The organism is Streptomyces nigra (genome assembly GCF_003074055.1).
Classification (GTDB): Bacteria; Actinomycetota; Actinomycetes; order Streptomycetales; family Streptomycetaceae; genus Streptomyces; species Streptomyces nigra.
Genome location: NZ_CP029043.1, coordinates 4488443 through 4513716, shown reverse-complemented (window position 1 = coordinate 4513716; position 25274 = coordinate 4488443). Strand labels below are relative to the sequence as shown.

Annotated in this window: 27 protein-coding genes; 6 read left to right on the top strand and 21 right to left on the bottom strand. The window is 72.7% G+C overall.

Annotation, left to right across the window (positions count from 1 at the left end; all coding sequences use genetic code 11):
- Window positions 1–52 precede the first annotated feature (52 nt).
- The 7 genes from DC008_RS21105 to tsaB form a co-directional block, all read right to left on the bottom strand.
- A complete protein-coding gene (locus DC008_RS21105; protein WP_055622504.1) occupies window positions 53–409 on the bottom strand; it encodes a YciI family protein in 357 nt (118 codons plus the stop codon).
- 109 nt (window positions 410–518) lie between these two features.
- On the bottom strand, window positions 519–1571 hold the full coding sequence (locus tag DC008_RS21100) for an LCP family protein (protein WP_108708284.1): 1053 nt from the start codon (window positions 1569–1571) through the stop codon (window positions 519–521).
- Window positions 1572–1684: 113 nt separating this feature from the next.
- Complete coding sequence (locus tag DC008_RS21095) at window positions 1685–2779, bottom strand: LacI family DNA-binding transcriptional regulator (protein WP_164492339.1); 1095 nt, start codon at window positions 2777–2779, stop codon at window positions 1685–1687.
- A gap of 111 nt (window positions 2780–2890) precedes the next feature.
- The gene (locus DC008_RS21090) at window positions 2891–3169 is read right to left on the bottom strand and encodes a hypothetical protein (protein ID WP_108708282.1); all 279 of its coding nucleotides are present in this window, start codon (window positions 3167–3169) and stop codon (window positions 2891–2893) included.
- The gene (gene tsaD / locus DC008_RS21085; protein WP_108708281.1) at window positions 3166–4266 is read right to left on the bottom strand and encodes a tRNA (adenosine(37)-N6)-threonylcarbamoyltransferase complex transferase subunit TsaD; all 1101 of its coding nucleotides are present in this window, start codon (window positions 4264–4266) and stop codon (window positions 3166–3168) included. Before tsaD ends, DC008_RS21090 begins: the two co-directional genes overlap by 4 nt.
- Entirely contained in the window at window positions 4259–4756 is a 498-nt protein-coding gene (gene rimI / locus DC008_RS21080; RefSeq protein ID WP_108710794.1) for a ribosomal protein S18-alanine N-acetyltransferase, read from the bottom strand. Before rimI ends, tsaD begins: the two co-directional genes overlap by 8 nt.
- Window positions 4757–4806: 50 nt before the next feature.
- Window positions 4807–5463, bottom strand: a complete 657-nt coding sequence (tsaB, locus tag DC008_RS21075; protein ID WP_108708280.1) for a tRNA (adenosine(37)-N6)-threonylcarbamoyltransferase complex dimerization subunit type 1 TsaB — start codon at window positions 5461–5463, stop codon at window positions 4807–4809.
- 111 nt (window positions 5464–5574) lie between these two features.
- Here tsaB and DC008_RS21070 point away from each other — a divergent pair, with 111 nt between their 5' ends.
- A complete protein-coding gene (locus DC008_RS21070) occupies window positions 5575–6126 on the top strand; it encodes a hypothetical protein (RefSeq protein WP_208645934.1) in 552 nt (183 codons plus the stop codon).
- A 9-nt stretch (window positions 6127–6135) separates the two neighbouring features.
- Here the strand turns inward: DC008_RS21070 and DC008_RS21065 are convergent, their stop codons facing one another.
- From DC008_RS21065 to DC008_RS21045, 5 genes are all read right to left on the bottom strand, one after another.
- Entirely contained in the window at window positions 6136–6318 is a 183-nt protein-coding gene (locus tag DC008_RS21065; RefSeq protein ID WP_108708278.1) for a hypothetical protein, read from the bottom strand.
- A gap of 240 nt (window positions 6319–6558) precedes the next feature.
- Window positions 6559–7071: a tRNA (adenosine(37)-N6)-threonylcarbamoyltransferase complex ATPase subunit type 1 TsaE gene (gene tsaE, locus DC008_RS21060; protein WP_055622511.1), complete on the bottom strand. Its 513-nt coding sequence runs from the start codon at window positions 7069–7071 to the stop codon at window positions 6559–6561.
- Window positions 7037–8281 (bottom strand): alpha/beta fold hydrolase, encoded by a 1245-nt coding sequence (locus DC008_RS21055; RefSeq protein ID WP_108708277.1) that lies wholly within the window; start codon window positions 8279–8281, stop codon window positions 7037–7039. The genes tsaE and DC008_RS21055 overlap by 35 nt, the downstream gene beginning before the upstream one ends.
- A 180-nt stretch (window positions 8282–8461) precedes the next feature.
- The gene (gene alr, locus DC008_RS21050) at window positions 8462–9628 is read right to left on the bottom strand and encodes an alanine racemase (protein WP_108708276.1); all 1167 of its coding nucleotides are present in this window, start codon (window positions 9626–9628) and stop codon (window positions 8462–8464) included.
- A 61-nt stretch (window positions 9629–9689) separates the two neighbouring features.
- On the bottom strand, window positions 9690–10577 hold the full coding sequence (locus DC008_RS21045; RefSeq protein ID WP_244221389.1) for a L,D-transpeptidase family protein: 888 nt from the start codon (window positions 10575–10577) through the stop codon (window positions 9690–9692).
- A gap of 85 nt (window positions 10578–10662) precedes the next feature.
- Between DC008_RS21045 and DC008_RS21040 the strand changes: the two genes are divergently transcribed.
- Window positions 10663–11034 carry a holo-ACP synthase gene (locus DC008_RS21040; protein WP_108710792.1) on the top strand — a complete coding sequence of 124 codons (372 nt, stop codon included), beginning with the start codon at window positions 10663–10665 and terminating at the stop codon, window positions 11032–11034.
- 42 nt (window positions 11035–11076) lie between these two features.
- Entirely contained in the window at window positions 11077–12513 is a 1437-nt protein-coding gene (locus tag DC008_RS21035; protein ID WP_108708275.1) for an NAD(P)H-hydrate dehydratase, read from the top strand.
- Window positions 12514–12539: 26 nt separating this feature from the next.
- Here the strand turns inward: DC008_RS21035 and DC008_RS21030 are convergent, their stop codons facing one another.
- A complete protein-coding gene (locus DC008_RS21030) occupies window positions 12540–12923 on the bottom strand; it encodes a GNAT family N-acetyltransferase (RefSeq protein ID WP_108708274.1) in 384 nt (127 codons plus the stop codon).
- A gap of 51 nt (window positions 12924–12974) precedes the next feature.
- A complete protein-coding gene (gene glmS, locus DC008_RS21025; protein WP_108708273.1) occupies window positions 12975–14822 on the bottom strand; it encodes a glutamine--fructose-6-phosphate transaminase (isomerizing) in 1848 nt (615 codons plus the stop codon).
- A 186-nt stretch (window positions 14823–15008) separates the two neighbouring features.
- Here glmS and coaA point away from each other — a divergent pair, with 186 nt between their 5' ends.
- Together coaA and DC008_RS21015 are read left to right on the top strand one after the other, a co-directional pair.
- Window positions 15009–15977, top strand: coding sequence for a type I pantothenate kinase (gene coaA, locus DC008_RS21020; RefSeq protein WP_055622517.1), 969 nt, complete (start codon window positions 15009–15011; stop codon window positions 15975–15977).
- A gap of 16 nt (window positions 15978–15993) precedes the next feature.
- The gene (locus tag DC008_RS21015; RefSeq protein WP_108708272.1) at window positions 15994–16932 is read left to right on the top strand and encodes a DUF389 domain-containing protein; all 939 of its coding nucleotides are present in this window, start codon (window positions 15994–15996) and stop codon (window positions 16930–16932) included.
- A 67-nt stretch (window positions 16933–16999) separates the two neighbouring features.
- On the opposite strand, the gene DC008_RS21010 is transcribed toward DC008_RS21015, so the two are convergent.
- From DC008_RS21010 to DC008_RS20990, 5 genes are all read right to left on the bottom strand, one after another.
- Window positions 17000–18421: an alpha/beta hydrolase family protein gene (locus tag DC008_RS21010; RefSeq protein ID WP_108708271.1), complete on the bottom strand. Its 1422-nt coding sequence runs from the start codon at window positions 18419–18421 to the stop codon at window positions 17000–17002.
- A 136-nt stretch (window positions 18422–18557) separates the two neighbouring features.
- Window positions 18558–19916, bottom strand: coding sequence for a phosphoglucosamine mutase (gene glmM / locus DC008_RS21005; protein WP_108708270.1), 1359 nt, complete (start codon window positions 19914–19916; stop codon window positions 18558–18560).
- A gap of 235 nt (window positions 19917–20151) precedes the next feature.
- Window positions 20152–20664, bottom strand: a complete 513-nt coding sequence (rpsI, locus tag DC008_RS21000) for a 30S ribosomal protein S9 (protein WP_055622521.1) — start codon at window positions 20662–20664, stop codon at window positions 20152–20154.
- Between the two features lie 42 nt (window positions 20665–20706).
- Window positions 20707–21150 (bottom strand): 50S ribosomal protein L13, encoded by a 444-nt coding sequence (gene rplM, locus DC008_RS20995; protein WP_010036634.1) that lies wholly within the window; start codon window positions 21148–21150, stop codon window positions 20707–20709.
- Between the two features lie 274 nt (window positions 21151–21424).
- The gene (locus DC008_RS20990) at window positions 21425–22633 is read right to left on the bottom strand and encodes a glycosyltransferase 87 family protein (protein WP_108708269.1); all 1209 of its coding nucleotides are present in this window, start codon (window positions 22631–22633) and stop codon (window positions 21425–21427) included.
- 73 nt (window positions 22634–22706) lie between these two features.
- On the opposite strand from DC008_RS20990, the gene DC008_RS20985 reads away from it, so the two are divergent.
- Window positions 22707–23591, top strand: a complete 885-nt coding sequence (locus DC008_RS20985) for a hypothetical protein (protein ID WP_108708268.1) — start codon at window positions 22707–22709, stop codon at window positions 23589–23591.
- A gap of 48 nt (window positions 23592–23639) precedes the next feature.
- Here the strand turns inward: DC008_RS20985 and DC008_RS20980 are convergent, their stop codons facing one another.
- Together DC008_RS20980 and DC008_RS20975 are read right to left on the bottom strand one after the other, a co-directional pair.
- Window positions 23640–24710, bottom strand: coding sequence for a C40 family peptidase (locus tag DC008_RS20980; protein WP_108708267.1), 1071 nt, complete (start codon window positions 24708–24710; stop codon window positions 23640–23642).
- A 17-nt stretch (window positions 24711–24727) separates the two neighbouring features.
- Window positions 24728–25210: a poly-gamma-glutamate biosynthesis protein PgsC/CapC gene (locus tag DC008_RS20975; protein WP_030950648.1), complete on the bottom strand. Its 483-nt coding sequence runs from the start codon at window positions 25208–25210 to the stop codon at window positions 24728–24730.
- Window positions 25211–25274: the final 64 nt, after the last annotated feature.

Sequence of the window (25274 nt, the reverse complement as noted above, 5' to 3'; positions counted from 1 at the left end):
TCCACAACCCACCATCGAACACCCTGCCGGTCCCGGCGCCCAGCGGACGGGCTCACCCCTCGGCGATCTCCCGCACCTCGCAGGTGACGGTCCAGAACTCCTCGTGGACCTTCAGGAACCGCGTGGTCCACTCGATGGCCTCGGCCTTGTCCTTGCACTGCATGAGCGCGTACCCGCCGACGACCTCCTTGGCCTCGGTGAACGGCCCGTCGGTGACGGAGATCCGGCCACCCTCCCAGTGCACCCTGGTCCCCTGCGCGGACGGCAGCAGGCCGGCGGTGTCGAGCATGACGCCCGCCTTGGTGACCTCCTCGATCAGCTCGCCCATGCGCCGCATCAGCTCGGGGCTCGGACCCTCGGCGGGGGCGGACGCCTCGTCGATCTTCACGAGCGACAGGTATCGGGGCATGGTGACTCCTCGTGCTGCGGTGACCGGGCCCTTCCCGGCCTCTCACCCCTGCGTCGAACGGCGGGCCGCCGGATCGACACGTCCTCCGGGATTTCTGAGAAATCTTTTCTCAGCGCAGCGACTTCCACAGCTCGCCCGCCTCCGGCTCGTCCGCCACGACCCTGTTGTGGTTGGACGGCGCGGGCACCACCGGCATGGTCACGGTCCTGACCGTGTCGGACGTCAATCCGCGCAGGCTCTGGCCCAGGCCGGTCAGCTCGCTCAGCGAGTCGAGGCCCGTGTCCGTGGTCAGGGCGCCGGTCACCGCGTCGGCGACCCGGTAGAGCTTCGCGGGGTCGGTGAGCAGGTCGGTGGCGGAGATCTGGTCGAGCAGGGCCTTCACCAGCTTCTGCTGGAGCTCGATACGGCCCAGGTCGCTGCCGTTGCCGATGCCGTGCCGGGTGCGGGCCAGGGCCAGCGCCTGCTTGCCGTCCAGGTGGTGCGTGCCGGCCGCGAGGTCGAGGTGGCTGTCCTCGTCGTGGATGTCCTCGTCCGTGGTGACCGTGACCCCGCCGAGGGCGTCCACCAGCTTCGCGAACCCGGAGAAGTCGAGCTCGACGTAGTGGTCCATCCGCACCCCGGTCAGCGACTCGACCGTCTTGACCGCGCACACCGGACCGCCCAGCGCGTAGGCGCTGTTGAACATGGCCTGGTACGCCGGCCGGGTCGAACCGCCGGACGGCAGCGGGCAGGAAGGCCGGTCGACCAGGGTGTCGCGCGGGACGCTCACGACCGTCGCCGCGGTGCGCCCGGCGTCGATGTGGAACACCATCGCGGTGTCCGAGCGTGCGCCCCCGCTGTCGCCCCCGCCGAGCTTCTTGTTGTCGGCGCCGCTGCGCGAGTCCGAGCCGAGGACCAGGATGTTCAGCGCCTCCGTCGGCAGCGGCGACGCCGACGGCGTCGGGGTCGTCATCGCCCGGGGCGGGCGGTCGTCGCCCAGCGCCTGGTCGATGTCGACGCCCGTGATGTTGTCGTCGAGATGCCGGTAGGCCCAGGCCGCCACCCCGATCGCCAGGGCCAGTAACGCCGCGAGGGCGATCCCCGCCCGTCGCCATACGGACGCCCGCCGGCCCCCGCGCCCCCCGTCGTCGTCCCCACTCGCTGCCCGCCCACGTCCCCTCATGGGGAGGAACGTACGTCCGAATTATTACGGCCAGGGAGCCCGGTGCCGCTTTTCTCGCGAAATTCTCAGACTTCTCTCAGGAAGGGGCCGAATGTTTCGGTCCCCGGCGGGCGTCAGAGCTCCGGCGGCGGGGCCGTGCTGCTGCGGACCACCAGGCTGGTCGCCAGGTCGATCCTGGTCGCCGTGGGGGCGGTCTGCTCCCGGGCGAGGTCGAGGACCAGCTTCGCCGCCGCCTCCGCCATCTCCGTCAGCGGCTGCCGTACGGTCGTCAGCGGCGGCCCGACCCACCGGGCGACCGGCAGATCGTCGAACCCGACCACGCTCAGGTCCTCCGGCACCCGCAGCCCCAGCTCCCGCGCGGCCTCGTACAGGCCGAGCGCCTGCAGGTCGTTGCCCGCGAAGACCGCGGTGGGCCGGTCCGGGCGGCGCAGCAGCTCCAGGCCCTGCCGGTAGCCGGTCTCATGGTGGAAGTCGCCGGTGCGCACCATGCTCTGATCGACCGCCATCCCGGCGGTCTCCAGGGCCGCGCGGTAGCCGTCGAGGCGGGCGCGGCTGCACATCATCCGGGACGGCCCGGTGATCGCGCCGATCCGCCGGTGCCCCAGCTCGATCAGATGCCGGGTGGCGGCGAGGCCGCCCTGCCAGTTGGTGGCGCCGATGGACGGCACGTCGGCGCCCGGGTCGCCCGCCGGGTCCATCACCACGAACGGGATGGAACGGCTGGTCAGCAGGGCGCGCTGCGACTCGTCGAGGTCGGACAGCACGAGGATCACGCCGTGCGGGCGGCGGGCGGCGACCTGGTCGGCCCAGGTCCGGCCCGGGGTGAGGCGCCCGGCGCTCTCGCTGAGCACGACGCTGAGCCCCGCGTCCCTGGCGACGTTCTCGACGCCCCGGATGACCTCCATCGCCCACGCGCTCTCCAGCTCGTGGAAGACCAGGTCGATCAGGGGCGAGCGGCCGGTCTCGGCCCGCCGTCGGCGGTAGCCGTGGGCGCGCAGCAGCTCCTCGACACGGGTACGGGTGCCCGGGGCGACGTCCGCGCGCCCGTTGAGGACCTTCGAAACAGTCGGCGCCGAGACACCCGCCTCGCGGGCGATCTCGGCGAGCGTGGCCGTCCGCCCGGAGCGGCCGGCCGTCGGCGCCGTCGACGGTGCCGACCGGGTCTCCGGCACGGCCGTCCGGGATTCAGCGGTCTCACGGGCTGTCATGGCGGCGATCGTAACCCCGCCCGGCCCCGTGACGAACCCCTTCTTTCCGAGTCTTCGCACCGGAACATTCGCGCGACGTCACGAAAGCTTCGGTTTGCCGAGTCGGCCCCCTCACCCGTCGGACCGGCCGGAACCCTCCGTACCGAGCGACTCGAACCGCCATCGGTGCACGGCCCGGACCACCAGACCGGCGTCCGGTTCGGGCAGTTCCGGCACCTCGGCGTCGGCGTCCGCGTCCCACCACGTGACGACGAGGACCCGGTCCTGGGGCGCCCGGAAGGTCTCCCGGCGCAGCGGCGGCCGGGGCAGCTCCTGCACCCGCGCCCAGGCGAGCAGTTCCTCGCCCCGGCCGGGGACCGCCCGCGCCTCCCACATCAGGGCGACGGTCACGAGTACAGGTTCTCCTTGCTCACCTCGTGCACATGGTCGTGCCCGGTGCCCGGCACATGCGGGTCCGTCACCGGCAGCGAGGAGTCCGCGGACAGGTCCCAGTCGGAGGCCGCCCGGTTGCGCGCGACCATCTCGGCGCCGAGCGCGGCGACCATCGCACCGTTGTCCGTGCACAGCTTCGGGCGGGGCACCCGCAGCCGGATGCCGGCCGCCTCGCAGCGCTCCTGGGCCAGCGCCCGCAGCCGGGAGTTGGCGGCCACGCCGCCGCCGATCATCAGATGGTCGACGCCCTCGTCCTTGCAGGCCCGTACGGCCTTGCGGGTCAGCACGTCGACGACCGCCTCCTGGAAGGAGGCCGCGACGTCCCGCACCGGCACCTCCTCGCCGACGGCCCGCTTCGCCTCGATCCAGCGGGCGACCGCGGTCTTCAGACCGGAGAAGGAGAAGTCGTACGCCGGGTCGCGCGGCCCGGTCAGACCGCGCGGGAACGCGATCGCCTCCGGGTCGCCCTCGCGGGCGTAGCGGTCGATGACGGGGCCGCCGGGGAAGCCGAGGTTCAGCACCCGGGCGATCTTGTCGAACGCCTCGCCGGCCGCGTCGTCGATGGTCGCGCCCATCGGGCGGACGTCGGAGGTGATGTCGGAGGACAGCAGCAGCGAGCTGTGCCCGCCGGACACCAGCAGGGCCATCGTCGGCTCGGGCAGCGGCCCGTGCTCCAGCTGGTCCACGCAGATGTGCGAGGCGAGGTGGTTGACGCCGTACAGCGGCTTGCCCAGCGCGTAGGCGTACGCCTTGGCCGCCGACACGCCGACCAGCAGGGCGCCCGCGAGGCCGGGACCGGCCGTGACCGCCACACCGTCGAGGTCACGGGCGCTCACGCCCGCCTCCTTCAGCGCCCGGTCGATCGTCGGAACCATGGCCTCCAGGTGCGCCCGGGAGGCGACCTCGGGCACGACACCGCCGAAGCGGGCGTGCTCGTCGACGCTGGAGGCGACGGCGTCGGCGAGGAGGGTGGTGCCGCGGACGATGCCGACGCCGGTCTCGTCGCACGAGGTCTCGATGCCCAGAACGAGGGGTTCGTCCCGCGAGTCAGCCATTGATCTCAGTTCCTTGTACGGAGTCGTCACCCGAGGCGCTGCCGCTGTCGGGCGCTGTGGTCAGTCGCATCACCAGGGCGTCGACGTTCCCCGGCTGGTAGTAGCCGCGCCGGAAGCCGATCGCCTCGAAGCCGAAGCGCTCGTAGAGCCGCTGGGCGCGGACGTTGTCCACCCGGCACTCCAGCATCACCTCGGCGCACTCGAACTCGGTGGCGGCGCGGAGCAGTTCGGCGAGCAGCCGACCGCCGAGGCCGGTCCCCCAGTGGTCGCGGGCGACGGCGATGGTCTGGACGTCGGCCAGATCGCCGGCGGAGGCCAGCCCGGCGTAGCCGACCAGACGCCCGTCCTCCTCGGCGACGACATAGCGGCGGGTGGCCTCGGCTCCGCGGGAGTGCGCCAGTTCGGACCAGAACATGCCCCGGGACCAGGCGTCCTCGGGGAACAGCTCCTTCTCCAGCGCCAGCACGAAGTCGATGTCCCACCAGCGCATCTCGCGCAGCGTGGGGCCCTCGGCGCCGCCGGGGGTGGTCGCGGGTCCGGTCACTTGGGGGTGACCACCTTGTAGTTCTTGGGGACCTGGGCGTCGGGGCGGCGCAGGTACAGCGGCCGGGGCGCGGGCAGTTCCTCCCCGGCGGCCAGCCGCTCGGCGGCCAGGGCCGCCAGGGCGGCGGCCGACACATGCTCGGGCTCGTGGACCTGCGGGAACGTGTCGGGGTAGAGCAGCGCGCCGGCGCCGACCGCCGGGAGCCCGGCGACCTCGGCGGCGATGTCGGCGGGCCGGTCGACGGCCGGTTCGGTCAGGCGGGTACGCGAGTCGGCGTACCGCGCCCAGTAGACCTCCTTGCGCCGGGCGTCCGTCGCCACGACGAAGGGGCCCTTCTCGATGTGGGCGGCGTAGGCGAGGCCGTCCAGCGTGCACACGCCGTGCACGGGGACGCCGAGGACGAGCCCGAAGGTGTCGGCGGTCATCAGGCCGACTCGCAGCCCGGTGTAGGGGCCGGGGCCGACGCCTACGACGACGCCGGTGACGGCGTCCAGCTTCACACCGGCCTCGGCGAGGACCCGGTCGACGGCCGGCAGCAGCAGCTCGCCGTGCCGGCGCGCGTCCACCTGGCTCGAGGAGGCGATGACGTCCGTGCCGTCGTGCAGTGCGACGGTGACGGCGGGGGTGGCGGTATCCAGAGCGAGCAAGAGCACGCAAACAGCCTACGGCGCCCGGGGCGCCGGAAGTGCCGCCCCGGTCGGGCCGCCGGTGACTGCTACGGTCGGCGTGATCACGTGGCGCGAGCGAACGCTGAGGTGGTGACGGTGGCGGGCAGCAGTTCCGGATTCGTCGTGGGCCTGACCGCGGCCGCCCTCGCAGCGGTCGGGTTCCTCACCTTCCAGGCCGCCGCGAACGTCCCACCCGACCTGGGCGAACGCACCGGCGGCACGCTCGGCGTGAGCACCTCCAAGGCTCCCCGGGACAGCGACGATCCGGAGGCGCTGCCCGCCGGCTCCGGCATCGGGGAGCGGGTCGTGTACTCGCTGGACGACGACCGGGTGTGGCTGGTCGGGAACGGCGACAAGGTCAAGCGGACGTTCCGGGTGTCCCCCGGATCGGTCGACCCGGCGCCGGGCGCCTACACGGTCGGGTCCCGCTCCAGCTCGATCACCGGAACCGACGGGCTGCCGGTGGAGCACGTGGTGCGGTTCGCGTCGGTGGACGGCGTGACCATCGGGTTCAGCGCGGCCGTCCCGGGCGGCACCCCGCAGCCGGACCCGGTCGCGCGGACGGGCGGCATCCGCGAGTCGCGCTCGGACGGCACGGCCATGTGGAAGTTCGCCACGATCGGCCGCACGGTCGTCGTGATCCCCTGATCCGGCGGGTCAGGCGGCCTCGGGGCGTGGCTCGGCGACCGGGCGGGACTCGGGCGCGGGCGGCGGTGTGGAGACGAGTCGCGCGGCGGCGTTGGCCGCCAGCAGATCGCGCACGGACAGGGAGACGCCGTCGGCCGGTGGGTACGGCCGCGGCCGGGCCTCGCCGTGGGGCGTGTTCTCCGATGCCGGCATGGACGCCTCCTGAGGTCGGGGGCGGGCGCGGTTAGGCAGACCTAACCACGGACTGGAGTCCATGTGACCACGCCCACGACCGTGAACGCAATGTTTTCCCGACACGTTGTCGGAACGGCCTCGCCGGGAGCGCTTCAGGCGGACGGCACAGGTCGACGGCTGGACGGCCGGCCCCGCCCCGGACGCTTCAGGCGGACGGCACAGGTCCACGACTGCACGGCCGGCCCCGCCCCGGACGCATCAGGCCGCCAGCACGCTCAGGTCCACCGCTCCCCAGCGCTCGCCCAGCCCGGTCACCGTCACCTGGCGCACCTCGTCGGTGGTGTCGCCGACGGCCCGGTGGATGACGACCTGGAGGCGCTCCTCGGTCAGCTCCTCGACCTTGCCCTCGCCCCACTCCACGACGACGACCGACTCGGGCAGCGATACGTCCAGGTCGAGGTCCTCCATCTCGTCCAGGCCGCCGGACAGCCGGTAGGCGTCGACGTGGACGAGCGGCGGGCCGTCGCCGAGCGACGGGTGCACGCGGGCGATCACGAAGGTCGGGGACGTCACCGCGCCCCGGACCCCGAGGCCCTCGCCGAGCCCCCGGGTCAGCGTGGTCTTGCCCGCGCCGAGCTCCCCGCTGAGCATCAGGAGGTCGCCGGCGCGCAGCAGCTTGGCGAGCCGGCGGCCGAGCTCGCGCATCTGCTCGGGGGAGGTGACGGTCAGCTGAAGATCACCCGCGTCGTGCGGTGCTGCTGGTGCTTCCATAGCCACTAACCGTAGCCCCTGCGGGCACCGCGCCCGCGCGCGTGAGCAGGTCCGCGAGGCGGTCCGTGACGACCTCCGGGTGCTCCAGCATGACGAGGTGCCCGGCGTCCGGCACCAGAACCAGTTCGGCCTCCGGCAGCAGATCGGCGATGGCCTCGCTGTGCTCGCTCGGTGTGACCAGGTCGCCCACGCCGGCGAGCACGAGCACCGGCATGTCGGTGAACAGGGGGAGCGCCTCGGTCTTGTCGTGGTCGGCGAAGGCCGGGTAGAACTCGGCGACCACGTCGATCGGGGTGCCCTCGATCATCCGCTCGGCGAACCGGGCGATCGCCGGGTCCACGTCCCGCGACGAGAACGAGTACCGCTTGATGATCCCCGCGAACAGGTCGGCGGTGGCCCGGCGCCCCTTCTCCACCAGCTCGGCGCGCTGCCCCAGCGCCTTGAGGACGCCCGGCAGCACCCGGCGCACCGCGTTCACCCCCGCGACGGGCAACCCGAAGTTGACCTCGCCGAGCCGCCCGGACGACGTACCGACCAGAGCGGTGGCGACGACCCGCTCGCGGATCAGCTCCGGGTACTCGTCGGCGAGCGCCATCACGGTCATCCCGCCCATGGAGTGCCCGACCAGCACGAGCGGTCCCTCGGGCGCCGCCGCGTCGATGACGGCCTTCAGGTCCCGCCCCAGCTGCTCGATGTCGACGTGCCGCCCCTCCTGGGTCTGGGCGACGCCGCGCGCCGACCGCCCGTGGCTGCGCTGGTCCCAGTGCACCGTGCGTACGACTCCGCGCAGCGCCGCCCGCTGGAAGTGCCAGGAGTCCTGGTTGAGGCAGTAGCCGTGGCTGAAGACGACGGTGACGGGGGCGGGCGCCTTGCGGCCGAACAGCCGGCGCCTGCGAGGGCTGAGCGCGGGCGCGGACTCCGGGTCGACGTCGTCGACCTCGTAGTACAGCTCGGTGCCGTCGTCGGCGTACGCCTTGCCGGGGGTGCCGCGCAGCGAGCCGTAAGGGCCCGCCGAGTCGAGGGCGAGGCGTGCCTTCTGCCGCATGCCGCGGCCCACGGTCATCCGCTCTATGGCGACACCCGCGGCCGCGCCGGCCGCGATCACGCCTATCGCCGCGCCGGCGAGACCGGTCGCCCTGCGCCAGCCCGCGGCCGCCTCCGAGGCGGAGGCGACGGCCGCGACGGCGGCCTCCGCGCTGCTCTCGCTCACGTACCGCTCCTCTTCGCTGGGTCCGGTCTGCCGGTGTGACGACGGTGGTGGACGGTGCCGGTGGTCCGCGTGGGGCCCCCTACGGGTTACCCCTCTCGTTCCTCTTTCACATGAATGTACTCACTGGTAGCAACCGCGTGGCCGCACACACCGCACTTCGCGAGGAACCGGCGGCCTCGGCTACCGGGTCCCGTCGACATAGACGCGGGGGACGCGCGATCCGATGCGCGTGACGATCTCGTACCCGATGGTCCCCGCGGCCTGCGCCCAGTCCTCGGCCGTGGGCTCGCCACCGTCACCGGGGCCGAACAGCACGGCCCGGGCGCCCGCCTCGGGCTCGTCCCCGCCGAGGTCGACGACGAACTGGTCCATCGCGACCCGCCCGGCGACCGTCCGCCACTTGCCGCCGACCAGGACCGGACCGGCACCCGAGGCGTGCCGCGGGATGCCGTCGGCGTAGCCGAGCGGGACGAGGCCGAGGGTGGTCTCGCCCGGGGTGACGTAGTGGTGCCCGTAGCTGACGCCGTGACCGCCGGGCACCTGCTTGACCAGGGCCAGGGACGCCGAGAGCGTCATCACGGGACGCAGGCCCAGGTCGGCGGGGCTGCCGAGCTCGGGGCTCGGTGAGACGCCGTAGAGCGCGATGCCGGTGCGCACCAGGTCGAAGTGGCTCTCGGGGAGCGTGAGCGTGGCCGGGGAGTTCGCGATGTGCCGCACCTCGGGGCGCGCGCCCCGCTCCTCGGCGTACGCGGTCATCTCCCGGAAGCTGTCCAGCTGGGCGGCGATGGAGGGGTGGCCCGGCTCGTCGGCGCAGGCGAAGTGCGACCACAGCCCGGTGATCCGGATCAGCCCGTCGGCCTCGGCGCGCAGCGCCTCCCGGACCAGCTCGGCCCAGTCGTCCCCGGGCTGGCAGCCGCCCCGCCCGAGGCCGGTGTCGGCCTTGAGCTGGACCCGCGCGGGTGTCCCGACCCGCCGGGCCGCCTCGGTGACCTCGCGCAGCGCCCACATCCCGCTCACGGAGACGTCCAGGTCGGCCTCGATCGCCTCCTGCCAGGGTCCGCCGGGCGTCCACAGCCAGCACATGATCCGTACGCCCTGGATGCCGGCGGCGCGCAGCGCGAGCGCCTCCTGCGGGGTGGCCGTGCCCAGCCAGGTCGCCCCGGCCTCCAGCGCGGCGCGGGCGCAGGGCAGCGCCCCGTGGCCGTACGCGTCCGCCTTGACGACGGCCATGAGGGCGGCGCCGGGGGCGCGGCCGCGCAGCGTCCGCACGTTGGCCCGCAGGGCGGCCAGGTCGATCTCGGCGCGGGCACGCGCGGGCGCGGTCCGCTGTGGTGCTGTCTCTCTCATCGCGCCCCCAGTGTCTCAGAGGGGCCCGGCGACGCCGTCGCGCCGGACCCCCGGGACCCGATCAGCCCTCGGTCCGGTGGCCCCACACGTAGACGCGGTCGCCCTTCCTCAGCAGCTTCCACAGGGCGCGGGCGTCGTCCAGGCGCATGTTCACGCAGCCCATGGAGCCGACCTCGGTGAAGATGCTGCCGTAGACGCCGTGGAAGGCCTGCCCGCCGTCGAAGAACTGCGCGTACGGCATCGGGCTGTTGTAGAGCGTCGACACGTGGTTCTTGTGCCGCCAGTAGACGCGGTGCCACCCGGCGCGGGTGCCGTAGCCCTTGCGTCCGCTGCGCACGGACACCGGCTGGAAGACGACCTTGCGGCCCGTCTGCACCCAGGCGATCTGCCGGTCGAGGTCCACGCAGGCGACCCGGTACGCCCGCACGGGGCACTTCCCGGCGGCGTTGGGGTTCTTGCGCGCCGACTCCAGCCGCATGGTGGCCCAGGTGACCGGTCCCGCGAAGCCGATCGCGGGCTTGATCCTGTGCTTGACCTGGAAGCGGCGGATGGCCCGGCAGTCGGCGGCGGACTGCTCGCCGTCCGCCTTCCGCCCCAGCCACCGCTCGACCTCCCGCTGGTGCGGCCCGTCCTCGTCGCTGCACTTCACGCCGCCGAGGGCGTCCATCGGAGTGACGTACTCGACGAGGTCGCGTGTCGCGTCGGGGGCGTCCTTCGGCTCGACGGCGTCCTCCTCGGCGCTGGGCTCGTACACCTTGGGCGGCAGGGCCTGGTCCGCGGTGTCGGCCGGGGCGGGCTGGAGCAAGTCGAGGGGGACACCCGGTACGAGTTCGGCGCCCGGCCCGCCGGCCGGGGGCTCGGGGTCCGCCGAGGCGCTGCCGACGGGCAGCAGGGAGGCCGCCGCGAGCATCACGGCGATGCTCCGGCAGGCGATACGTCCGCTGATCATGCGCACAGGGAAGCGTGCGCTCCGGGCCCGGTGGGAGGCGCCGCGCGGCGGGGTCACCCGTACGAGGACCCATAGGGTGCTCGCCATGAGCATCATCGGGGTCGGCATCGACGTGGCCGAGATCGACAGGTTCGACGCGGCGCTGCGCCGCACGCCCGGGCTGGCCGAACGGCTGTTCCTGGAGAGCGAGTTGCTGCTGTCCGGCGGTGAACGCCGGGGCGTCGCCTCGCTCGCCGCGCGCTTCGCCGCCAAGGAGGCCCTCGCGAAGGCGCTCGGCGCGCCGGCGGGCCTGCTGTGGACCGACGCCGAGGTCTACGTCGAGGACAGCGGCCGGCCGCGGCTGCGGGTGCGCGGCACGGTGGCGGCCCGCGCGGCCGAACTCGGCGTGCGGTCCTGGCACGTGTCCCTCAGCCATGACGCGGGGGTCGCCTCGGCGGTCGTGATCGCCGAAGGCTGATTCGATGCGCCGGGTCACGCCCGGTGCGTCAGACTCGGTCGTATGCGGACTGCGTACGGCGTGGAGACGGTAAGGGCGGCCGAACGGGAGCTGATGGCACGGCTCCCCGAGGGGGCGCTGATGCAGCGGGCGGCGGCCGGACTCGCCGCGGCCTGCGCGGACCTGCTGGGCCGGGTGTACGGCAGCCGGGTGGTGCTGCTCGTCGGCAGCGGCGACAACGGCGGCGACGCCCTGTACGCCGGTGCCCGGCTGGCCCGGCGCGGAGCCGGCGTCACGGCGGTGCTGCTCTCCCCGGAGCGGGCGCACCCGGGCGGCCTGGCCGCGCTGCGGAAGGCGGGCGGGCGGAGCGTCGGCGCCGACGCGGGCGCGGAGTTGGTCGAACGCGCCGACCTCGTCGTGGACGGCATCGTAGGGATCGGCGGCAAGGGCGGGCTGCGCCCCGAGGCGGCGGCGCTGGCGCACGCGGCGGAGCGGGCCCGGGTGCCGGTGGTCGCGGTGGACCTGCCGAGCGGTGTGGACGCCGACACGGGCGAGGTGCACGGGACGGCGACGCGGGCGGACCTCACGGTCACGTTCGGCACGCACAAGCCGGGGCTGCTGATCGACCCGGCCCGCGAACACGCCGGTGTGGTGCGGCTGGTCGACATCGGGCTGACGCTGCCGCACGACGCGGTGGAACTGGAGGCGCTGCAACACGCGGACGTGGCGCGTCTGTTGCCGGTGCCTGCGGCGGAGTCCGACAAGTACCGCCGGGGCGTGGTCGGCATCGCGGCGGGCTCGGCGCGCTATCCGGGGGCGGCCGTGCTCGCGGTGTCGGGCGCGCTGCGCGGCGGTGCGGGCGCGGTGCGGTACGTCGGCCCGGCCGCCGACGCGGTGATCGCACGGTTCCCGGAGACGCTGGTGTCGGATCGGGGGCCGGCGAAGGCCGGGCGCGTGCAGGCGTGGGTGGTCGGGCCGGGCGCCGGGGACGACGCGGCGACGGTCGCCGAGGTGCTGGCGGCGGACGTGCCGGTGCTGATCGACGCCGACGGGCTGCGGCTGGCGGACCGGGAGGCGGTACGGGCGCGGACGGCGCCGACGCTGATGACCCCGCACGCCGGGGAGGCGGCGGCGCTGCTCGGTGTCACCCGCGAGGAGGTCGAGGCGGCCCGGCTGACCTCGGTCCGGGAGCTGGCGGCGCGCTACGAGGCGACCGTGCTGCTGAAGGGGTCCACGACCCTGGTGGCCGGCGCCGGGGGCACCGGCCCGGTCCGGGTGAACCCCACGGGCACGTCCTGGCTGGCCACGGCAGGCAGCGGGGACGTCCTGTCGGGCCTCGCGGGCTCCCTGCTGGCGGCGGGCCTGGCGCCGCTGGACGCGGCGAGCGCGGGGGCGTATCTGCACGGCCTGTCGGGGCGGTTCGCGGCGGACGGCGCCCCGGTGGGCGCCCACGACGTGGCGGAGGGCATCCCGGAGGCGTGGCGGGACGTGGTGGGCTGAGCGGGCGCCGGGTCACCGCAGGGCGATCAGCCCGCGTCCGTCGCCCGGAACCCGCACGCCTCGAGGTAGAAGGGCCGCAGCCCCTCTTCGAAGTCGACGTGCAGCCAGTGGCAGCCCGCCGAGCGGGCCTCCTCGGCGGCGACGGCCACGAGCTCGGTCCCGACGCCCCTCCCCCGCCGGTCCGAGGCGACCATCGTGTCGAGGAGGAAGGCGTGCGCACCGCCGTCCCACACGACGTTGACGAACCCGACGAGCCGCCCGTCCCGCCGCGCGCAGACCCAGCCGAGGCTGTGCCGGCGCACCCGCGCGCCCCACTCGGTGCCCGTCGGAGCGTGCCCGAACGCCTCGCCGTGCAGGGCGTCGACGGCCGCGTCCTCGAAGTCGCCCCGCCACGCGTACGTGATCGTCATGCCGGGAGCGTAGGCAACGGGCGGCTCCGCGCGCCGGGGTTTTCCCGCCGCCTACTCCACCGTCACCGACTTCGCCAGGTTCCGCGGCTGGTCCACCTCGTTGCCGCGGGCCGTCGCCAGTTCGCAGGCGAAGACCTGGAGCGGCACGGTGGCCACCAGCGGCTGAAGCAGGGTCGGGGTGGCCGGGATGCGGATGAGGTGGTCGGCGTACGGCACGACCGCCTCGTCGCCCTCCTCCGCGATGACGATGGTGCGCGCGCCCCGCGCCCGGATCTCCTGGATGTTGGAGACGATCTTGTCGTGCAGGACCGACCGGCCCCGCGGCGACGGCACGACCACGACGACGGGCAGGTCGTCCTCGATCAGGGCGATCGGGCCGTGCTTCAGCTCGCCCGCCGCGAAGCCCTCGGCGTGCATGTAGGCGAGCTCCTTCAGCTTCAGGGCGCCCTCCAGGGCGACCGGATAGCCCACGTGCCGGCCGAGGAACAGCACCGTGTTCTTCGCGGCGAGGCTCCGCGCCAGCTCCCGCACCGGTTCCATGGTCTCCAGCACCCGGTCGACCGCGCCGGCGATCTGCGAGAGGTCCCGGATGACCGCGCGGATCTCGTCGCCCCACTTGGTGCCCCGCACCTGCCCCAGGTACAGGGCCACCAGATAGCAGGCGACCAGCTGCGTCAGGAACGCCTTCGTCGAGGCGACCGCGACCTCCGGCCCGGCGTGCGTGTAGAGCACGGCGTCGGACTCGCGCGGGATCGTCGACCCGTTGGTGTTGCAGATCGCCAGCACCCGGGCGCCCTGCTCACGGGCGTGCCGCAGTGCCATGAGAGTGTCCATGGTCTCGCCGGACTGGGAGATGGCGACGACCAGCGTCTGCTGGTCCATGATCGGGTCCCGGTACCGGAACTCGCTCGCCAGCTCCACCTCGCACGGGATGCGCGTCCAGTGCTCGATGGCGTACTTGGCGATGAGCCCGGCGTGGAAGGCCGTACCGCAGGCGACGATGACGACCTTGTCGACCTCGCGCAGCTCGGAGGCGCCGATCCGCACCTCGTCGAGCCGGAGCGAGCCGGCCGCGTCGATGCGTCCCAGCAGGGTGTCGGCGACCGCCTTGGGCTGCTCGGCGATCTCCTTGAGCATGAAGTAGTCGTAGCCGCCCTTCTCCGCGGCGGCCGCGTCCCAGTCGACCCGGTAGGAGCGCACGTCGGCGGGTTGCCCGTCGAACCCGGTGACCCGCACCCCGTCCCGGCGCAGCTCCACGACCTGGTCCTGGCCCAGCTCGATCGCCGAGCGGGTGTGGGCGATGAACGCGGCGACGTCCGACGCGAGGAAGGCCTCGCCCTCGCCGACGCCCACCACGAGCGGTGAGTTGCGCCGGGCGCCCACGACGACGTCCGGCTCGTCGGCGTGCACGGCGACCAGGGTGAAGGCGCCCTCCAGCCGGCGGCACACCAGCCGCATGGCCTCGGCGAGGTCGGCCGTCACCGAGAACTCCTCGGCGAGCAGATGGGCGACGACCTCGGTGTCGGTCTCGGAGGCAAGGTCGTGGCCGCGCTCGGTCAGCTCGGCGCGCAGGGCGGCGAAGTTCTCGATGATGCCGTTGTGGACGACGGCGACCCGTCCGGCGTTGTCCAGGTGCGGGTGGGCGTTGGCGTCCGTGGGGCCGCCGTGCGTGGCCCAGCGGGTGTGCCCGATGCCGGTGGTGCCGGTCGGCAGCGGCCGCTCCGTCAGCTCCTTCTCCAGGTTGACGAGCTTTCCGGCCTTCTTCCCGGCCGCCAGCCCGCCGTCCGCGAGCACGGCGACCCCGGCCGAGTCGTAGCCCCGGTACTCCAGCCGCTTCAGTCCGGCCATGACGATGTCGAGCGCCGGCTGCGACCCCACGTATCCCACGATTCCGCACATGCGCGGCAGCCTACGGGCGGATCCGGGACCCGAAGCGCCGATTCGTGCCCGATTTCGGAAATTCCTACGGTGGTACGAACGCTCCGGACGACCGGAAGCAGCCGGGTCGCCGTCACGTGACGGATCCCACCCTGCCGTCCTTTCGTACTGCCGTAACAATGGACTGTGATCTCTCCGGTCTCCTCGATGCCCCGGAGCGCCCACCGGCAGCGGCCGGAGGCGACTCCCTACGTGGACCTCACCCGCTCGGAGTGGAGTGCGCTGCGCGACAAGACCCCGCTGCCGCTCACGGCGGAGGAGGTCGAGAAGCTGCGCGGTCTCGGCGATGTCATCGACCTCGACGAGGTGCGGGACATCTACCTGCCGCTCTCCCGCCTCCTCAACCTCTACGTCGGTGCCACGGACGGTCTGCGCGGCGCGCTGAACACCTTCCTCGGCGAGCAGGGCTCCCAGTCCGGCACACCCTTCGTGATAGGCGTCGCCGGCTCGGTCGCCGTCGGCAAGTCCACGGTGGCCCGTCTGCTGCAGGCGCTGCTGTCGCGCTGGCCCGAGCATCCGCGGGTCGAACTGGTCACCACCGACGGCTTCCTGCTGCCCACCGAGGAACTGCAGGCGCGCGGCCTGATGTCGCGCAAGGGGTTCCCGGAGTCGTACGACCGGCGCGCGCTCACCCGCTTCGTCGCCGACATCAAGGCGGGCAAGGACGAGGTCACCGCCCCCGTCTACTCGCACCTGATCTACGACATCGTCCCGGACAAGCGGCTCACCGTGCGCCGGCCCGACATCCTCATCGTCGAGGGCCTGAACGTCCTCCAGCCCGCCCTCCCGGGCAAGGACGGCCGCACCCGGGTCGGTCTCGCCGACTACTTCGACTTCAGCGTGTACGTCGACGCCCGCACCGAGGACATCGAGCGCTGGTATCTGCACCGCTTCAAGCGGCTGCGCGAGACCGCCTTCCAGGACCCCTCCTCGTACTTCCGCAAGTACACGCAGGTGTCCGAGGAGGAGGCCCTCGACTACGCCCGCACCATGTGGCGGACCATCAACAAGCCGAACCTGGTGGAGAACATCGCCCCCACCCGCGGCCGGGCCACCCTGGTCGTCCGCAAGGGCGCCGACCACAAGGTGCAGCGGCTGAGCCTGCGCAAACTGTGACGGCTACGCTGCCCCCATGCTCCACCTGCGACTGATCTCGCCGCCCGAACGGACCGAGGACGTCGTCGGGCTGATCGAGCGGACGGTGGGGACGGCCCATCTCGTCGTCCTGCCCGGCGCGGCCCGCGACCCCGCCGGGGACCTCGTCCTGTGCGACGTGGCGCGCGAGTCGGGCGACGCGCTCCTCACCGGGCTCCAGCGTCTGGGTCTCGAGGACGACGGGTCCATCGCCGTGGAGAACATCGACCTGTCGCTGTCCCGGCGGGCCGAACAGGCCGAGAAGGACGCCCCCGGCGAACCCGCGGACGCCGTGCTGTGGGACCACCTGACGGAGGCCACGCACGAGGAGTCCACACTCTCCGCGACCTATCTGGCGTTCATCACGCTCGCCACCATGATCGCGGCCTGCGGTGTCGTGCTGGACAACGCGGTGCTGATCGTCGGGGCGATGGCGGTCGGCCCGGAGTTCGGCCCACTGGCCGGGATCTCCACGGCGACCGTGCGGCGGCAACCCCGGCTCGCACTGCGGTCGGTGGTCGCGCTCATCGCCGGGTTCGCCGTGGCGATGGCGGTGACCGTCGGCTTCAGCTGGTTCATGGACGCCCTGGGGCTTTTCTCCGAACGGCAGTTGGAGGCCGACCGGCCCAACACGGCCTTCGTCTACGCCCCCGACTGGTTCTCGTTCATCGTGGCGGTCCTCGCCGGGACCGCCGGCACGCTCTCGCTGACCTCGGCCAAGTCCGGCGCCCTGGTGGGCGTCGCCATCTCGGTGACGACGGTGCCGGCCGCCGCCAACGCGGCAGTCGCCCTCAGCTACGGCGACACCTGGCAGACCTGGCGCTCCTCGGAACAGCTCCTGCTGAACCTGCTGGGCATCGTCCTGGCCGGCACGCTCACGCTGGTGCTCCAGAAGTGGCTGTGGTCGCGGCAGCCGCGCAAGGTCAACGCCGTCTGAGAAGGCGAGGACCGCACGACGCGGCACGCCGCGCGGTCCGCCGCCTCGACGCCGCACGCCCGTGGCATCAGCTGCGGCGGCCCACGGTGTCCTCCAGCCAGTCGAACACGACCTCGCAGTGCTGCTGGGGCGCCATCGGCGAGCAGTGCAGTTGGGCCCCCGTGGCGGACGTCAGCCTGATGTACTCCTTGGGGGCGCGCAGCAGTTCGTACATCTCCCGCGGCTGGCCGGGGTAGAACTGCTCGTCCTCGTAGTCGAGCACGAGTGTCGGCGCCTCGATCCGGCGGACCACACCGGTGATGTCCATGGCCGCGACCCGCCGCGCGGCGGTCCAGAAGTCGGTGAACATCCGCCCCCGGCGCGCTTCGAGCATCGCCTCGACGGAGAACGGCTCGAACCGCTTCTTCACCAGGTACGCCTCGGACGGGCCCAGCTCGGGCACGACCTCCTCGTTCCAGATCCGGTTGGTCTCCTCCCGGTCCGGGGTGAGGATCTCCCGCAGCTCCGCGGGGAAGGCCAGCCACGGGTCGAGGCAGCCGGGCATCGCGACGAGCGCGGCGATCCGGTGGTCGAAGGCGGCGGCGCGCGGAGCCAGATTGCCGCCCATCGACAGTCCGGTCAGCGCGATCCGCCGGCCGTCGACGTCGGACCGGCGCAGCAGCCAGTCGATCAGGGGGCCGACCACCTGCTCCCAGCGCGGGGTGAACACCACCTCGTCGACGAAGAGCAACTGCCCCTGCCCGGGGCCGTCGTAGACGAGCGCGTTCCAGCCCCGGTCGAGCGCGGCCATGACCCCGTACGTCCACATGTCGACGTTCTGCCCGTCGCTGCCGTTGGTCAGGATCACCGTCGGGCGGGGCGTGCCGGAGGTGTCGGGCCGGAAGAACCACACAGGCAGCGGCGTCCTGCCGTACGGGACCCGGTCGGTGGTCGCGGCGGGGTCGCAGAGCCGGGCGAACCTCTCCCAGTTGCGGCGCCCGGCGAGGTAGAGCGGCTCCTCGTCACCGGGGGTGCTGGAGCCCAGGACGAAGAACAGCGCCTGGCCGTAGTACTGCGCGGCGCGCAGCGAGCGGAACCGGTCGGTCTCCCGATGGCCGGTGCGCAGGGAGTCGAGCCGGTCGCCCCAGGCGCGGAACTCCGCGGTGTACGTGTTCTCGTTCGCCCCGGCCGCGTTGATCGCGTTGACGGCGGTGAGGACTTCGCCGACCTCGGAGGCCCTGCCGCCCGCGGCCCCCAGAGCCAGCAGGGCGCCGAAGTTGAGTCCCGGGTCGGCGAAGAGCTGCATGGCACCGGGCGTCGGCGAGCCGTCGGGGGTCGGGCCGGCGGCGACGGCACCGGCGGGTGCGGCGGAGGCGGCCGGTGCGCCGAGGCCGACGCCCCCCACCGCTCCGGCGGCGCCCGCGAAGAGTCCGGCGAGCGCGGTCCGGCGGCTCGGCGCGCTGGAGGCGGCGTGAACGGGAGGCGGTACGAGGTTCCTCGATGAGTCCATGGACCCTGAAACTAGGGTCGCGTCCCGCGTCGGACGCGGCGCCACTCCACGCGCCACGGACCCGTCCCCCTGGATGGAGGCCCGTCACCGGCGGCTCGGCCGCGGTGGACGGAACCTCCGCTCCAGGAAGGCGCGGTCAGCCCAGCGCGGACTTCACCACGTCGGCCAGCCGTCCGGCCACGGACTGCGCCTGCTCGATGTCGGCGGCCTCGACCATCACGCGGACCAGCGGTTCGGTGCCCGAGGAACGCAGCAACACCCGTCCGGTGGCGCCGAGTTCACGCTCGGCCTCGGTGACGGCGGCGGCGAGCTCGGCCGAGGTCTTCACCCGCGACTTGTCGACGTCGGGGACGTTGATCAGCACCTGCGGCAGCCGGTCCATCACTCCGGCCAGCTCCCGCAGCGGGCGCCCGGTCTGCGCGACGCGGGCGGCGAGCAGCAGCCCGGTCAGCGTGCCGTCGCCGGTGGTGGCGTGGTCGAGGATGATGACGTGCCCGGACTGCTCGCCGCCGAGGGCGTAGCCGTGCTCCTTCATCTCCTCCAGGACGTACCGGTCGCCGACGGACGTCTGCACCAGCTTCAGGCCCTCGCGCTCCAGCGCCAGTTTGAAACCCAGGTTGGACATGACGGTCGCCACCACGGTGTCGGACCGCAGTTCGGAGCGCTCCCGCATGGCGAGCGCCAGTACGGCGAGGATCTGGTCGCCGTCCACCTCGTCACCGGTGTGGTCGACGGCGAGGCAGCGGTCGGCGTCGCCGTCGTGCGCGATCCCGAGGTGGGCGCCGTGCTCGACGACGGCGGCCTTCAGCTTGTCCAGATGGGTGGAGCCGCAGCCGTCGTTGATGTTGAGCCCGTCCGGCTCGGCCCCGATGGTGACGACCTCGGCACCGGCCCGCCGGAACGCCTCCGGGGAGACACCGGCCGCGGCGCCGTGCGCCTCGTCGAGGACGATCTTCAGCCCGTCCAGCCGGTTGGGCAGCACGTTCAGAAGGTGCCCGACGTAGGCGTCGAAGCCCTCCTCGTAGTCGCGCACCCGGCCGACGCCCGCGCCCGTCGGCCGCTCCCACGGCTCGCCGTGCCGGTGGGAGTCGTACACCGACTCGATCCGGTCCTCCAGTTCGTCGGCGAGCTTGTGGCCGCCGCGGGCGAAGAACTTGATGCCGTTGTCGGGCATGGCGTTGTGGCTGGCGGAGAGCATGACTCCGAGGTCGGCGCCGAGCGCGCCCGTGAGATACGCCACCGCGGGCGTCGGCAGCACGCCGACGCGCAGGACGTCCACTCCGGCGCTCGCGAGGCCCGCCACCACGGCGGCCTCCAGGAACTCCCCGGACGCGCGCGGGTCCCTTCCGACCACCGCGGTCGGCCGGTGGCCCTCGAAGGTGCCCGCCTCGGCCAGTACGTGCGCCGCCGCCACGGAGAGACCGAGGGCCATCTCGGCCGTCAGATCCGCGTTGGCGACACCCCGCACGCCGTCCGTGCCGAAGAGTCGTCCCACTTGTCCTCCTGAGGAAACTTCATTTCCGGGAAGCGGAGCCGGCGCCCGCCCTGACGCGGCCGCCGGTGGCTCCCGCTCCCCGGCATTCCATGCCGGGGCATCGGATCACACAAGCCTTTGAACGTCTTGTGCCGTTATACGCCCGCGCCCGGTGATAAGACGAACGCCCCGGTGGCACAGTGGCGTGCCGCCGGGGCGTTCGGAGTACCGGAGTACGTGCAGAGGCAGCTGGCGCTTAGCGCTTGCTGTACTGCGGGGCCTTGCGGGCCTTCTTGAGACCGGCCTTCTTGCGCTCGACCGCACGGTCGTCGCGCTTGAGGAAGCCGGCCTTCTTCAGCGGGCCGCGGTTGTTGTCGACGTCGGCCTCGTTCAGCGCGCGGGCGACACCGAGACGGAGCGCACCGGCCTGACCGGAGACACCGCCACCGGAGATACGGGCGACGACGTCGTAACGACCCTCGAGCTCGAGCACCTTGAAGGGCTCGTTGACTTCCTGCTGGTGCACCTTGTTCGGGAAGTAGTCCTCGAGGGTGCGACCGTTGATCTTCCACTTGCCGGTGCCCGGGACGATCCGGACACGGGCGATGGCGTTCTTGCGACGGCCCAGGCCGGCGGCCGGCTGGGGCTCACCGAAGCGCGAGGCGAGGGACTCGGAGGTGTACTCGCCCTCCACCGGAACCTCGGACTCGCTGGTGTAGCTGTCGATGTCAAGCTCTTCGAGCGGCTGCTCGGCAGTGGTCTCGGCCACGATTCTCCTCAGATTCTCTTCAGTCTTAGGGGGTGGCCGGACTTACTGCGCGACCTGGGTGATCTCGTACGGCTGCGGCTGCTGCGCGCCGTGCGGGTGCTGGTCACCCTTGTAGACCTTCAGCTTCGAGAGCATCTGACGGCCCAGCGTGTTCTTGGGGAGCATGCCCTTGACGGCCTTCTCGATGGCCTTCTCGGGGTTCTTGTCGAGGAGCTCGTCGTAACGGACGGAGCGCAGACCACCCGGGTAGCCGGAGTGGCGGTACGCCATCTTCTGGGTCCGCTTGTTGCCGGAGAGGTGCACCTTGTCGGCGTTGATGATGATGACGAAGTCACCAGCGTCGACGTGCGGCGCGTAGATCGGCTTGTGCTTGCCCCGGAGGAGCGTCGCGGCAGTGGTGGCGAGACGACCCAGGACGACGTCCTGAGCGTCGATGACGTGCCACTGGCGCGTCACATCGCCGGGCTTGGGGCTGTACGTACGCACGGTTCGTAGCCTTCGCTTCGAGTGAATGGTCCTGAACAGGTCACCGAAACGATCACGACAGCCTGAGCCACTGCGGCGACGCATACCGCGTACGTGGGGTTGCTGGTCATCGGCCCGGTGGACCGGTGTAAGGGCCCGTCCCGTGAGAATGAGCAAGCCAATACACAACGAACATGCAGGATACCTGCGGCGCCCCAGCCGGGTCAAAACGGGTTGCCCACGGCCGGCGTCGCTGTTCCGTGCCCAGGGTAGTCGACGCGCGGGGCCCTCCCGCTCACGCGCCGGACGCACCGCTGCGCGCCGCCACCCCGCGCGAGGGCGGGACCGGCACGGACGGCGCCGTCTCCGGGCCGGGCTGCCGCAGGGCGTGCAGTCCCACCGTCACCGCCAGGGCGCACAGCGTCACCGCGTCCCGGAAGGCCCGCCGCTCGCCCTCCTCCAGATAGGGCCAGGTCACCCCGGGCAACTGCGGCACCAGTGCCATCCAGAACCAGACCGAGCGGGTCACCGAGGCCGCGTACGGCAGCCCGGCCAGCAGCAGCGGCACCGGGACCAGCAGATAGTGGTCGTACGACGGCCGGGAGACCAGGAAGGCCGAGAGCATCAGCAGCGCCCCGGTCTCCGCGTACCGCAGGGGGCCGCCGCCCCCGTGCCAGCGCCGGTACGCACACCAGACGCCCGCCGCCGCCAGCGCGCACCCGAGGGCGCCGGCCAGCGGCCCGGGCACCCCCATCCTGGGCAGTACGGCCGCCGGGGAGGCCTCGTAGAGCCGTACGAACCGGTCGTCGCCGCTGAGCAGGAACGGCACGGTCCGGGTGAAGAACCCGGCCGGGTCCGGCAGGGTGAGGGCCGCGCCGGCCGAGGCCGCCACCGGCACCGCGACCAGCACCGCGAGGGCCCGCCACCGCCGGGCGAACAGGAACAGCAGGGCCATCGGCGCGAGCAGCGGCTTCAGCGCGATCGCGGCGCCGAGCACGGCCGCGGCGGACACCCAGCGCCCGCGTCCCGCGAGGAGCAGTGCCAGGGGCAGGGCCAGGGCCGCGGTCGCCGTCCAGTTGCCCAGCCAGACGAGATGGGCGAAGGGGGCGAAGCCCGCCGCGAGCCCGAGCAGCCCGAGGGCGGCGAAGCGGCTGCGCAGCGGGACGCCGTGCAGCCGCAGTGCGCAGACCCACCCGCCGACCAGGCAGGCGGTCACCGTGAGGGGCGCCAGCACGAGCAGCACGTCCCGGTCCATCAGCACCTGCGGGGCCGCGGCCAGCACCGCGCTCGGCAGATAGAGGAAGTGGGGGTCGTCATACGGCGAGCCGCCCTCCAGCCAGACCTTGGCCGCGCGGACGACGATGGCGTTGTCCATGCCTCCGCGCGAGGTCAGACGGGCCGTGCGCGCCACGAGGGCCCCCAGCACGGCGGCCAGGGCGACCCACAACGGCACGCTCGCCGGTCGTACCAACCACCCGGAGATGTCGCTTTTGCGCTCGCTCATCCCCTGAACGCTAGGTGCCGAAGGGCCCTTTGGGGCGGACCGGCACACCCGAGCTCCGTCTAAGATGCGCCCCATGAGCTACGGGCAGCAGGGGGGACCCCCGTCCCAGTGGGATCCCTGGAAACCGCATTCCCAGCAGCCGTGGAACGACGGCACCGACCAGACTCCGGACTGGGCCGCGCTCGCGGAGGCGTCGGAGACCCGCAACAAGCGGCGTCGGCTGCTGTTCATCGGCGGTGGCGCGCTGGCCACCGTCGCCATCGGCGCGGCCGTGGCCGTGGCCGTGGTGTCGGCGAACGGGGACAACTCCGCGTCCGGCTCACCGGCTTCGGGTCTGCCCTCGACGGCCGACCTGCCGGGCGAGTCGGCGGCCGTGCCGTCGTTCGCGCCGACGAGCGCACCGCCGCCGCTGGACCCGAAGGACTTCATCGCCAGCAAGAACAAGGACACGGCCCCGCTGGGCGCCCAGATCCTCTTCCCCGGCACGCAGCTGACGATGGGGGAGACGGTCTACAAGAAGGGCGCGACGGAGGACACGAAGAACTGTTCCGCCGCCACCAAGGGCGGGCTGCCGAAGATCCTCGCCGAGGGCGACTGCACCCGCTTCATGCGCGTCTCGTACGTCAAGGACGGCATCGCGGTGACGGTCGGCGTGGCCGTCTTCGACACCGAGGCGAAGGCGCAGAAGGTCAAGGGCAAGGTCGACACCAAGAAGGACATCGTCCGCTCGCTGTCCGGCAAGGGTGTCAAGGACTTCTGCACCTCGGCGGTCTGCCGTTCGACGTCCAACTCCTACGGCCGCTACGCCTACTTCACCATCACCGGCTTCACCAACGGCCGGGACATGACGGACAAGGACACCGCCGCCTTCAAGGCCGGCGACGACCTGGCCGAGTTCACGTTCCGTCAGATCCGCCGGCGCGGCGAGGCGCAGGCGTCGGCGGCGGCCGGCGAGTGACCGGCCGCCGCTAGGCGGGCTCCACCGGGCCGGGGTTCCCGGCCCGGGTCAGAGCCGCTTGGCGCTGCGCAGCGTCTTCGCGTAGTAGCCGTTGCCGTCGAGCCGGGAGACGCCGCCGACGTCGCCGATGGTGGGTCCGTTGACCTCCTCGCGGCTGGACACGAAGATCAGGTGCCCCTCGGTGTCGTGGCCGAGGACCATGCCGACGTGGTCCAGGCGCTGGCCGGTGCGGGTGTCCAGCTTGAAGAAGACGAGGTCGCCCGGCTGGAGCTGGTCGATCGCGGCGGGCCGGTCCTTCGCGGAGATGCCGCTGAGCGGCAGGATGTCGGCGCCCACCTTGGAGCGGGCCATGCCGTTCGCGGTGCGGGGCAGGCCGTCGCCGGAGGTGTCGGAGGACATCAGCGGGAAGCGCGCCCGGTAGCCCAGCACCATCCGGATGAAGCCCGAGCAGTCGATGGAGCGGGCCCGCATCGACTCCGGCTGCCCGACGGTGCCGTCCCGGAACGGGTAGGGCACCTGGAGGTAGTCGTAGAAGTCGGACTGCTCCAGGCGCAGGTCGCCCCCCTCGGCGCCGGTGGTGTTCAGCGGCCCGAAGCTGGCGTCACCGGCGTAGACGACACCCTGCTCGTCCTTCTTGTCCGGGGCGCCCGCCACGTACTGGAAGGCGAACGCGAAGATGTCGTCCTCCTTGCTGTCCTTGTACTCGGCGTACCAGTCCTTGAACCACTTCTTGTTCTCGGCGCCCTTGGTCCACGGCTCCGGCATCAGCCGCACCCAGTCCGTGGTGCTGACCTTGGACGCGGTCGACGCGGGCTCCTGGAAGGTGCGGGCCGGACCGGTCAGCGTCGCGGTGCGCGCGCCGTCGGTGAAGACGGCCTTGATCTGCCCGTCGGCCCCGCGCAGCACCGAGCGCGCCGGGTTCTCCAGCCGCGACCAGGTGGTCCTGGCCTCGGCGGCGCCCGTGCTGCGGCCGCCCTCCAGGACGCCGACGTTGCGCACCTCGGTGATCCCCGGGTCCTCCTGCTTGCGCAGCTCCACCGTGAGGTAGCCGGAGGTGCCGACCAGCGCCAGCAGCACCAGGCCGGTGACGACGGGCCTCGACTTCTTCTTCCCTGCCATCGTTAGCTCCTCGGTTCTCAGACGGTCGGCATGACGCCGAGCAGCAGGCCGGCGGCGACGACGATGTAGGCCATGAGGGACACCGTGCCGGTGGCCAGCAGCGTGGCCCCCTTGGGCTGGCGCACCATCTGGTAGGCGATCAGGCCCGGCACGATGAAGCCGAGCGTCTGGTTGCCGTACAGCAGCGGGAACTCCAGGGAGAGCACGATCATCACCGTGGCCTGGAGGAGCACGCCGAGCAGCACCACGGCGGCGAACAGCCGCTTGCCGTAGAGGATCACCAGCCGCTGCATGATCTTGGTGCCGCCGTAGGTGAGGGCGGTGACGCCCACCACCATGGCCGCGCGCTGGAGGTCCTCGATGAGGGTCAGCGCCAGCCAGCCGGGGGTGATCATTCCGCCGGGCGACAGGTTGGTCGTGAGATAGCACAGCAGCGAGAAGAACAGGCCTATGGCGATGCCCAGGGCGGCCATCTCGGGGGTCAGGGCGGCGGTGGTCAACGGGGTCTCCGGACGAAGGGTGCGGGTTCGTGGGCGGGGCGGGCGGCCTGCGGGGCGGGCCGCC